The following is a 368-nucleotide window of genomic DNA, read 5'->3' on the forward strand; positions in this document are numbered from 1 at the left end:
GTGCGGGGGCGCGCCGGGTGACGTTCAGGCCTCCGGGCAGGATGCCTTCGGCGTTGCAGCCGTTCTCCACGCATTCGCGCATGACGGCCCACAGCCCCAGCAGCTGCTCGCGGAGCTCCGCTTCACTGCGCCAGGTGAGTTCGTTGGCCAGCATGACCTCGGAGATGGACATGCCTTCCCGGCTGCAGATCTCCAGGAGTTCATCCGCCGTGGAGAACGGGTAAGGCAGCACGGTGTCATCCGGCACCAACTTGTCCGCCCCCTCGGCGTCGCCGTCCACCACGAAGCCGCCGCCGATCGAGTAGAAACTCCGCTCGCTCAGCACCGCACCCGCGTGGTCCAGGGCCCGGAAGGTCATGCCGTTGGGG

1 protein-coding gene is annotated in these 368 nt (G+C 67.9%); it reads right to left on the bottom strand.

Features of this window, described 5'->3' with window-relative positions:
• A partial coding sequence (locus AC1DKD_RS42490) for an L-serine ammonia-lyase, iron-sulfur-dependent, subunit alpha (protein ID WP_477144901.1) occupies positions 1 to 358 on the bottom strand: 358 nt, incomplete at its 3' end.
• Positions 359 to 368 lie beyond the last annotated feature (10 nt).

This window comes from Cupriavidus sp. 05T313 (genome assembly GCF_056396665.1).